Raw genomic sequence first — 9054 nt, 5'->3', positions numbered from 1 at the left:
CCACCGTCGTTGGTTTTGCGATGACTGGTGGTTGGCAGTCGGCGCCAAAACATCTCCCTGGGGTAATGGGTCCTGGCCTTCGCCAGGACGACACCGAATGTTTAGCCGGCTCCGTCGCGCGCGAACGTTTTTAACCAGCCAGGTCCAGCTTCGACGCCACAGTCGAATCCGCATTGAGCCGGTAGATGATCGGCACACCCGTTGCTAGCTCGCGCTTCAAAATGCCTTCGGGCGAGAGTTTTTCCAGCACCATGATCAGCGCACGCAGCGAATTGCCGTGAGCCGCAACCAAGGTGCGCTTGCCGTTGAGCACGGCGGGCAGGATCTCCTGCACGTAATACGGCAGTGCTCGCGCGAGGGTGTCCTTCAGGCTTTCGCCACCGGGCGGCGGCACGTCGTAGGAGCGGCGCCAGATCAGCACCTGGTCCTCGCCCCATTTCTTGCGGGCGTCGTCCTTGTTGAGGCCGGAGAGATCGCCATAGTCGCGCTCGTTCAGCGCGAGGTTCTTCGTCGTCGGCAGGCCCTTCTGGTCGAGCTCGCCGAGAATGAGATCGAGCGTGTGCTGTGCGCGCGTCAACACCGAGGTGTAGGCGACGTCGAACACGAGACCCTGCGCCTTCAGCTTGCGGCCGGCTTCCGAGGCTTCCTTGACGCCGAGCTCGGTAAGGTCAGGATCCTTCCAGCCCGTGAACAGGTTCTTCAGATTCCATTCGCTCTGGCCGTGCCGCACCAGCACGAGAAGACGTTCGCTCATTGACTGCTTTCCGTTTTGTTCGTTGTTCAAGCATGATCTTGTCGGAAAACCGCTTCACACTTTTCCGGATCATGCTTCGTTCAAATGTCAGACAGGCCGAGCACGTCGGCCATGGAGTAGTGCCCCGGCTTCTTGCCATGCGCCCAGAGCGCGGCCTTCAGTGCGCCGTGGGCGAACAGCATGCGATCCTCCGCGTGATGCGACAGCGTCAGGCGCTCGAACGGGCCGAGGAAGCTCACGCTGTGATCGCCGGCCGCGGTGCCGCCGCGCAACGACGCAAAGCCGATGTCGCCGGGCTTGCGCGCGCCGGTGATGCCGTCGCGACCGCGGTCTGCATGCTCGTCGAGCGCGATGCCGCGGCCGCTAGCTGCCGCCTGGCCCAGCATCAGCGCCGTGCCCGAGGGCGCATCGATCTTCATGCGATGATGGGTCTCGACGATCTCGATGTCGAAGCTCTCGTCGAGCGCCTTGGCGACGCGCTTGACCACGGCGGCGAGCAGATTGACACCGAGGCTCATATTGCCGGACTGCACCACCACCGCGCGGTTGGTGACGCTCTTGATCACCGCGTTGTCGGAGCCCGACAGCCCGGTCGTTCCGACCACGTGCACGAGGCCGCGCTCGGCAGCGATCGCGACATTGGCGAGGGTCGCCGCGGGCACGGTGAAATCCAGAATGCCGTCGGCGTCCTTTGACAGCGCCCAGAGATCGCCGGAGAGTTTGATGCCATTGGCCGGCAGGCCTGCGAGCACGGCGGCATCCTTGCCGAGCAGCTCCGAGCCCGGCGCCTCCAGCGCGCCGGCCAGCACCGCGCCCTTGCTCTCGGCAATCGCCCGCGTCAGCGCCCGGCCCATCCGGCCGCCGGCTCCAGCAACAATCAAGCGCATGTCGGACATGGTGCGATCCTCTCACGGTCGTTGTAGCGGGGGGACGCAGTTCCGGCAACCGAGGGAGATTAAGCTGACGGGCAGGCTCTTACGGCCCCTGGAGGGGGGAGCTATCGCACGCGAGAGTTCAGGCGCGAAGGCCTCCACGGCATCGTGGCCGGGCTTGTCCCGGCCATCCACGCCACACCACACGGCACGAAGAACGTGGATGCCCGGGACAAGCCCGGGCATGACGATCTGTTGCTCATACGTTTGCCGCCGCTCGGAAGCGGACAGCAAGACGGCGGCCCAGCTTCGATGGCGCCTCAGCCGTCTGACGGCTGCGGGCCGTCATAGCCCTCGATGATGATGAGGTCAGCGACGGAGTGCGGCTGGCGCACCTTGATGTTGGCCTGGTATTCCGGCGAGTTGTAGCAGGCGATCGCGGTCTCGTAGTCCGGGAATTCAATCACGACGTTGCGGGTGCGGCTAGTGCCTTCGACAGTGGTGAACTTGCCGGCACGGACGACGAAGCGGCCACCCCATTTCTTGAAGATCGGACCATTGGCGACGGCATAGGGCTTGTAGCCCTCGTCACTGCTCACGTCGACGCGTCCGATCCAGTAGCCTTTTGCCATTGTTCTTCTCCCTGTGGTTGATTAGCCGAGCGCTTGCGCGATCTCGCCCTGGATCGCCTCCGCAATCGCCTTGGGGTCCGTGGCTTCCACCACCGGCCGTCCGACGACGAGATAGTCCGCGCCGGCCCCAATCGCGCGGCCCGGCGTCATGATGCGTTTCTGGTCGCCGCTCGCCGCGCCCGCCGGCCGGATGCCGGGAGTGACGAGGCTCATCTGGTGGCCGACGATCTTGCGCAAGGCTCCGACTTCCTCCGGCGAGGATACCAGCCCGTCGATGCCGAGCACCTGCGCCTGCTGCGCGCGCGCTTCGACGAGTTCGGAGACGCCAAGCCGGAAGCCTGCCGCGTGCAGATCGTCCTCATTGTAGGAAGTCAGAACAGTAACGGCGAGAATCTTCAGTTTCGAGCTGCCGCGACCTTCGACGGCACCCTTCATGGTCTGCGGATAGGCGTGCACGGTGAGGAAGGTCGCGCCGAGCCTGGTGATGCTGTCGACGCCCTGCGCCACGGTGTTGCCGATGTCGTGCAGCTTGAGATCGAGAAAGACCTTCTTGCCCTTGTCGGCGAGCTTGCCGACCAGCGGCAAGCCGCCGGCATAAGCGAGCCGATAGCCGATCTTGTAGAAGGTGACGCTGTCGCCGAGCCGGTTGACCATCGCTTCCGCGGCATCAACGCCGGGCAGATCGAGCGCGACGATCAGGCGGTCTTTCGGGGCAATCTCGGCTGGCGTCATGTCACCTCACATCATGCATTGGGAAACGTCGATCAACTGCCGCACCAGTTCCTTCAACGCGGCGATATCGCCCTCGTGCTTCAGCCTGTCCATATCGTCATAGGCCTGGTCGGCAAAGGCGAGCGTCAGCTGGCTGGCAATCACGTTGGCGTGGCAGGAGGTCAGGATCAGCCGCAACGCCTGCAGCGCGCGAGCCGCGCCGAGCCGGCTCTGCGAGGCGCCGGCGAGCGCGAAGACGCGGTTGCGGAACACCTCGCCGCGCGGCTCGTGCAGCTCATGCACGCGACTGACCCAGTCGATCGCGTTCTTCAGCAGCGGCGGCACCGAGGCATTGTATTCGGGCGAGACGATCAGCACGCCGTGATGCGCGCCGATCATGCGCTTGAGATTGATCGCGTGCTTGGGCACACCGGACTTGGCCTGCAGGTCGCCGTCATAGATCGGCAGCGGAAAATCGGCGAGCGAGATCCGGGTGACGTCGACACCGGCCTGGTCGAATGCATAGGCGGCGACCGCTGCCAGCTTCGCATTGTGCGAGCCGGTGCGCAGAGAGCCGGGAATGATCAGGATCTTCGGTGCGGACATCCGCTTCCATGCGTTCGGCGAAACGAGCCCGCCACGCAAACAGGAATGCGGGCGGAATTAGTCCTTGCGATACACCCAGACGCGGGCCGGCGGAAGGTTCATCCAGATCCGTTCCGAGGCCTCTGTGGACACGCCGGGCAGCGATTTCGGAATCGGCGGCACCACCGCATAGGTGAACTGGACAAAGGGCGCACCGGGCGCCAGGGCCGTGAAGGCGTCGCGGATGAGCCGCAGCCGCGTCAGCATCGGTTTTGTGACCAGCGGCAGGCCGGAGACGACCGCGGAGGCCGGCGCGCTCAGCACGTTCCACAGCGTGTCGCGCAGGCGGTAGGCATCGCCCTGCACCACCTTGGCCTGCGGATAGCGGTCGCGCAGCAGGGCGCAGAAGCCTGGATTGTATTCGACGAGGACGAGACGCTTCTGGTCAACGCCGCGCTCGACCAGGGCCGAGGTGATGGCGCCGGTGCCGGGTCCGAGCTCGACCACCGGTGCGTCCGAATTGATATCGACGTAGTGGGCCATGGTCCGGGCCAGCAGCTTGCCCGACGGCATCACCGCGCCCATGTGGAGGGGCTTTTCGATCCATGACCGGAGAAAACGCACCTCGTCATCGAGACGGGGCTTCTTCAACGCACGCGCGGACGATGGCAATGGCATGTCGGGACCGGCCGGGACCGCGTGACCGCGGCGTGTCAGAAAATGGTCATAAAGACGTATAGGCCGAAGGCGGCACGGTCAAGACGCGTCAACTCGCGCGATTACCGAAGAAATCCTTGACCTTGGTGAAGAAACCCTCGGATTCCGGCTGGGTATTGCCGGAGGAGAGCTTGTCGAACTCGGCCAACAATTCCTGCTGCTTCTTGGTGAGGTTCTGCGGGGTCTCGACCACGACCTGAACGTACATGTCGCCCATCTGGCGCGAGCGCAGCACCGGCATGCCTTTTGATGCGATGCGGAATCGGCGGCTCGACTGGGTCCCTGCTGGGACCTTCACCTTGGTCTTGCCCTTCTCGATGGTCGGCACCTCGAATTCGCCGCCAAGCGCCGCCGTCACCATCGAGATCGGCACACGACAATGCAGATCGGCTCCGTCGCGCTGGAAGAACTGGTGCTGGGCCAGCGACAGGAAGATGTAGAGGTCGCCGGGCGGGCCGCCGCGGACCCCGGCCTCGCCCTCGCCAGCGAGCCTGATCCTGGTGCCGTCCTCGACGCCCGGGGGAATGTTGACCGACAGCGTCCGTTCGCGGGTGACGCGCCCCTGACCTGAGCAGGACGGGCAAGCGTCCTCGATCATTTGGCCGCGCCCCTGGCAGCCCGGGCAGGTGCGCTCCAGCGTGAAGAAGCCCTGCGACTGCCTTACGCGTCCGGCGCCGCCGCAGGTCGAGCAGGGCTTCGGCTTGGTGCCGGCCTTGGCCCCGATGCCCGAACAGGCTTCGCACGTGACCGAGACCGGGATCTCGATCTGCGCGGTCTTGCCGCCAAAAGCTTCCTCGAGCGTGATTTCCATGTTGTAGCGCAGATCGGCGCCGCGCTCGCGGCCGCCACGGCCCCCGCGCTGTCCGGCCATGCCGAACAAATCTTCGAAAATATCGGAAAAGGAGGAGGCGAAGCCCGCGCCGAAACCAGCGCCGCCACCGCCGCCCTGCTCGAAGGCGGCATGGCCGTAACGGTCATAGGCCGCGCGCTTGTCCCTGTCTTTCAGGACCTCGTAGGCCTCGTTGATTTCCTTGAATTTGACTTCGCTGGTGTCGTCCCCGGGATTGCGGTCGGGGTGAAACTTCATCGCCAGCTTGCGGAACGACGATTTCAGGACGGAATCGTCGGCATCGCGTTCGACTTCGAGGGTTTCGTAGTAGCAGCGCTTGGTGGACGTGGACATGATGAGCTCGGTCTATCCGATCGCGATTCAAGTCGGAGCGAAGCAACGTCGCCATGCAGCGATATAAGCGCCCTTCCGCCTCGCGGCAGAGGATTGCACGGCAGTGTTCAGAATAACGGCTGGGAATTGATCGATCGTAACGGCGCCGATTTTATCAGTGCCTTGGCTCGTCGAGCCCGACACGATGGCCTCCCCCGCGAGGGAGGAGGCCGTTGGCGCGTGTGGGGTCCAAGCCGTCCGCATCATCACCCCCGCAGGGTTCAGGCGGACTTCTTGTTGTTCTTGTCGTCGTCGACTTCGGTGAATTCCGCGTCGACGACGTCGTCCTTGGCCGCATCCTTCTTGGCGTCGGCCTCGGCCTGCTGCTTGTACATGGCCTCGCCGAGCTTCATCGACGCCTGGGCCAGCGTTTGGGTCTTGGCCTTGATCGCTTCGGCATCGTCGCCCTTCAGCGCTTCCTTGAGGTCGCTGACGGCATCCTCGATGGCGCGGCGCTCGGTCTCTGCGACCTTCGAACCGTGCTCGGCCAGTGCCTTCTCGGTCGAATGCACCAGTCCGTCCGCGTCGTTCTTGGCAGTCACGGCCTCGCGGCGCTTCTTGTCCGCCTCGGCATTGGCCTCGGCGTCCTTGACCATCTTCTCGATGTCGGCTTCCGACAGACCGCCGGAGGCCTGAATGCGGATCTGCTGCTCCTTCGACGTGGCCTTGTCCTTGGCCGAGACATTGACGATGCCGTTGGCGTCGATGTCGAAGGTCACCTCGATCTGCGGCATGCCGCGCGGAGCCGGCGGAATGCCCATCAGGTCGAACTGGCCGAGCATCTTGTTGTCGGCCGCCATTTCACGCTCGCCCTGGAAGACGCGGATGGTGACCGCGTTCTGGCTGTCCTCGGCGGTCGAGAACACCTGGCTCTTCTTGGTCGGGATCGTGGTGTTGCGGTCGATGATGCGGGTGAACACGCCGCCCAGCGTTTCGATGCCCAGCGACAGCGGGGTCACGTCGAGCAGCAGCACGTCCTTGACGTCGCCCTGAAGCACGCCGGCCTGGATCGCGGCACCGATCGCCACGACTTCGTCCGGGTTGACGCCCTTGTGCGGCTCCTTGCCGAACAGCTGCTTCACGACTTCCTGGACCTTCGGCATGCGCGACATGCCGCCGACCAGCACCACTTCGCCGATCTCGGCGGCGGTGAGGCCAGCATCCTTCAGCGCCTTGCGGCAGGGCTCGACGGTCTTCTGGACGAGGTCATCGACCAGCGCCTCGAACTTGGCGCGGGTGAGCTTCATCGTCAGATGCTTCGGGCCGGTCTGGTCCGCGGTGATGAAGGGCAGGTTGATCTCGGTCTGCGTCGTCGACGACAGCTCGATCTTGGCCTTTTCAGCGGCTTCCTTCAGGCGCTGCAACGCGAGCTTGTCGTTGCGCAGGTTGATGCCCTGCTCCTTCTGGAATTCGTCGGCCAGATAGCCGACCAGGCGCATGTCGAAGTCTTCGCCGCCGAGGAAGGTGTCGCCGTTGGTCGACTTCACCTCGAACACGCCGTCGCCGATTTCGAGAATCGAGATATCGAACGTGCCGCCGCCGAGATCGTACACGGCGATCGTGCCGGCCTTGGTCTTGTCGAGGCCATAGGCGAGCGCGGCCGCGGTCGGCTCGTTGATGATGCGCAGCACTTCAAGACCCGCGATCTTGCCGGCGTCCTTGGTCGCCTGGCGCTGGGCGTCGTTGAAGTAGGCGGGCACGGTGATGACGGCCTGGTCGACCTTCTGGCCGAGATGGGCTTCCGCGGTCTCCTTCATCTTCTGCAAGATGAACGCCGAGACCTGCGAGGGCGAGTAGGTCTGGCCGTCGGCCTCGACCCAGGCGTCGCCGTTGGAAGCCTTCACGATCTTGTACGGAACGAGCTTCTTGTCCTTCTCGACCATCGGGTCGTCGTAGCGGCGGCCGATCAGGCGCTTCACTGCGAAGAACGTGCGCTCGGGATTGGTGACGGCCTGGCGCTTGGCCGGCTGGCCGACGAGGCGCTCACCGTCGTCCGTCACGGCGACGATCGAAGGCGTCGTGCGCATGCCTTCGGAATTCTCGATGACTTTGGCGTTCTTGCCATCCATTACGGCGACGCACGAATTCGTGGTGCCGAGGTCGATCCCGATGACCTTTCCCATGGTCCTATATCCTTGTTTTTGCGGCAGGCTGGCTGGGCCCAGAAGGCACCCGAACCGAAACCCCCTAAGATCAAACATTCGCGATATTGCGATGGTTGGGGGTCATATAGGAGGGGGGGAGGTGCCCGCAAGGACCGAACGCAAGTTTCGGCCGTGAAAACATTGGGTTTTGGAAGAACATATCCGGGCTGCACCGCCCTTGCAGGTGAGGAATTATTAACAGGTGCCGCGATCGACCGGCATCCGCTACCGCATTCCGCCCGCCCTGTTGCAGCAAGTCCAAACCCGCTAAAAGGCGGGCAGCCGGTTGGGCTCGTCAGCTGGCTGCCTCGCGCGACAAAGCGACCGGCCGGCCACCATCGAACGGCCTCAATGTGAACCAATCAGAGTGCCCATGAAGCTGATCCGCCCCCTCGCTGCGCTCGCCCTCCTCGTCGCCTCTGCGCTTCCGGCTCTGGCTGCCGACGCCGTTTTCCCTCCTGGCCTGCGCCTCGGCATGGTACCATTGGTCGGTCTTAACACGGCCAAGACCTTTCCCGGCTTCGAGAGCGAGGACGGCAGCGTCAAGGTGCTGATCACAGAGCTGCCGCCAGCGGCCTATGGCGAGGTCGTGAGCGCCTTCAACTCCAATCCGGCCGGAGCCAACGGCGTCAAGCAGGACAAGATCGAGACGCCCGCGGGTCTTGCCTATTTCACCACGGAGAGCGGCAAGGCCGGCGAGACGCCGGTGCGGCGCTATTCGATGATCGTGCCGGGCGCCGGCTTCTCCGGCTATGTCGCGGTGCAGATTCCGGAGAATGCGATCAAGATCTACACCGACGAGGCGGTGCGGCAGATGTTCGCGAGCGTCGTCACCCGCAAGCAGGTCTCGGCCGAAGAGCAGATCGCGCTGATGCCGTTCAAGATCACCGATCTCGCCGACTTCAAGGACATTCGCACGCTGGCGCCGGGCTCGAGCATCATCCTGGCCGACGGCGACGAGAGTACCGGCTATGAATCGAAGCCCTTCATCATCCTCGGCGTGATTGGCGCCACCCCGCAAGCCGCCGACGACCGCGCCCGCTTCGCCCAGGAGGCGGCGCTCCAGATTCCCGGCGTGCGGGAGTCGCGCGTCACCATGTCCGAGCCGATCCGCATCAGCGGCCAGCAGGGTTTCGAGACCCGGATCGACGGCGTCAGCGGCAAGGACAAGACGCCGGTGACCGTGGTGCAGTGGATCCGCTTCAGCAGCGGCGGCGCCTCGCTGCGCATCATCGCCAGCGCCCCGCGCGAGCAATGGCCGGCCGCCTTCACCCGCTTCCGCGCGGTCCGCGACGGTATCCAGCCGAAGGGTTAGCCGACACTCATCGTGGGGGGGGGGGGGGGGGGGGGGGGGGGGGGGGGGGGGGGGGGGGCGGGGGGGGGGGGGGGGGGGCCCCCCCCCGACCAAGACGCGGGG

Annotated in this window: 9 protein-coding genes; 1 reads left to right on the top strand and 8 read right to left on the bottom strand. The window is 64.7% G+C overall.

The window, feature by feature from the left end; translation table 11 throughout:
* Positions 1–130 precede the first annotated feature (130 nt).
* The 8 genes from AC0L3P_RS38505 to dnaK form a co-directional block, all read right to left on the bottom strand.
* The gene (locus AC0L3P_RS38505) at positions 131–754 is read right to left on the bottom strand and encodes a 2,3-bisphosphoglycerate-dependent phosphoglycerate mutase (protein WP_473309242.1); all 624 of its coding nucleotides are present in this window, start codon (positions 752–754) and stop codon (positions 131–133) included.
* 80 nt (positions 755–834) lie between these two features.
* A complete protein-coding gene (gene dapB, locus AC0L3P_RS38500) occupies positions 835–1650 on the bottom strand; it encodes a 4-hydroxy-tetrahydrodipicolinate reductase (RefSeq protein ID WP_473309241.1) in 816 nt (271 codons plus the stop codon).
* A gap of 296 nt (positions 1651–1946) precedes the next feature.
* On the bottom strand, positions 1947–2258 hold the full coding sequence (locus AC0L3P_RS38495) for a DUF1330 domain-containing protein (protein ID WP_473309240.1): 312 nt from the start codon (positions 2256–2258) through the stop codon (positions 1947–1949).
* A gap of 21 nt (positions 2259–2279) precedes the next feature.
* Positions 2280–2990, bottom strand: coding sequence for an orotidine-5'-phosphate decarboxylase (gene pyrF / locus AC0L3P_RS38490; RefSeq protein ID WP_473309239.1), 711 nt, complete (start codon positions 2988–2990; stop codon positions 2280–2282).
* Between the two features lie 6 nt (positions 2991–2996).
* Complete coding sequence (locus tag AC0L3P_RS38485) at positions 2997–3575, bottom strand: NADPH-dependent FMN reductase (protein WP_473309238.1); 579 nt, start codon at positions 3573–3575, stop codon at positions 2997–2999.
* Between the two features lie 57 nt (positions 3576–3632).
* Positions 3633–4232 carry a class I SAM-dependent methyltransferase gene (locus AC0L3P_RS38480; protein WP_148743606.1) on the bottom strand — a complete coding sequence of 200 codons (600 nt, stop codon included), beginning with the start codon at positions 4230–4232 and terminating at the stop codon, positions 3633–3635.
* Positions 4233–4320: 88 nt separating this feature from the next.
* On the bottom strand, positions 4321–5454 hold the full coding sequence (gene dnaJ, locus AC0L3P_RS38475) for a molecular chaperone DnaJ (protein ID WP_473309237.1): 1134 nt from the start codon (positions 5452–5454) through the stop codon (positions 4321–4323).
* A gap of 260 nt (positions 5455–5714) precedes the next feature.
* Positions 5715–7616: a molecular chaperone DnaK gene (gene dnaK / locus AC0L3P_RS38470; RefSeq protein WP_007604023.1), complete on the bottom strand. Its 1902-nt coding sequence runs from the start codon at positions 7614–7616 to the stop codon at positions 5715–5717.
* 394 nt (positions 7617–8010) lie between these two features.
* On the opposite strand from dnaK, the gene AC0L3P_RS38465 reads away from it, so the two are divergent.
* Complete coding sequence (locus AC0L3P_RS38465; RefSeq protein WP_275168932.1) at positions 8011–8952, top strand: hypothetical protein; 942 nt, start codon at positions 8011–8013, stop codon at positions 8950–8952.
* Positions 8953–9054 lie beyond the last annotated feature (102 nt).

This window comes from Bradyrhizobium sp. WSM4874 (genome assembly GCF_055811835.1).
Note: the sequence above shows the minus strand (reverse complement) of the source record. Positions and strands in the feature narration are given on the sequence as shown.

Excerpts from the sequence above, each read along its gene's own strand:
- AC0L3P_RS38505 (WP_473309242.1), bottom strand. The coding sequence starts at position 754 with ATGAGCGAACGTCTTCTCGTGCTGGTGCGGCACGGCCAGAGCGAATGG.
- dapB (WP_473309241.1), bottom strand. The coding sequence starts at position 1,650 with ATGTCCGACATGCGCTTGATTGTTGCTGGAGCCGGCGGCCGGATGGGC.
- AC0L3P_RS38495 (WP_473309240.1), bottom strand. The coding sequence starts at position 2,258 with ATGGCAAAAGGCTACTGGATCGGACGCGTCGACGTGAGCAGTGACGAG.
- pyrF (WP_473309239.1), bottom strand. The coding sequence starts at position 2,990 with ATGACGCCAGCCGAGATTGCCCCGAAAGACCGCCTGATCGTCGCGCTC.
- AC0L3P_RS38485 (WP_473309238.1), bottom strand. The coding sequence starts at position 3,575 with ATGTCCGCACCGAAGATCCTGATCATTCCCGGCTCTCTGCGCACCGGC.
- AC0L3P_RS38480 (WP_148743606.1), bottom strand. The coding sequence starts at position 4,232 with ATGCCATTGCCATCGTCCGCGCGTGCGTTGAAGAAGCCCCGTCTCGAT.
- dnaJ (WP_473309237.1), bottom strand. The coding sequence starts at position 5,454 with ATGTCCACGTCCACCAAGCGCTGCTACTACGAAACCCTCGAAGTCGAA.
- dnaK (WP_007604023.1), bottom strand. The coding sequence starts at position 7,616 with ATGGGAAAGGTCATCGGGATCGACCTCGGCACCACGAATTCGTGCGTC.
- AC0L3P_RS38465 (WP_275168932.1), top strand. The coding sequence starts at position 8,011 with ATGAAGCTGATCCGCCCCCTCGCTGCGCTCGCCCTCCTCGTCGCCTCT.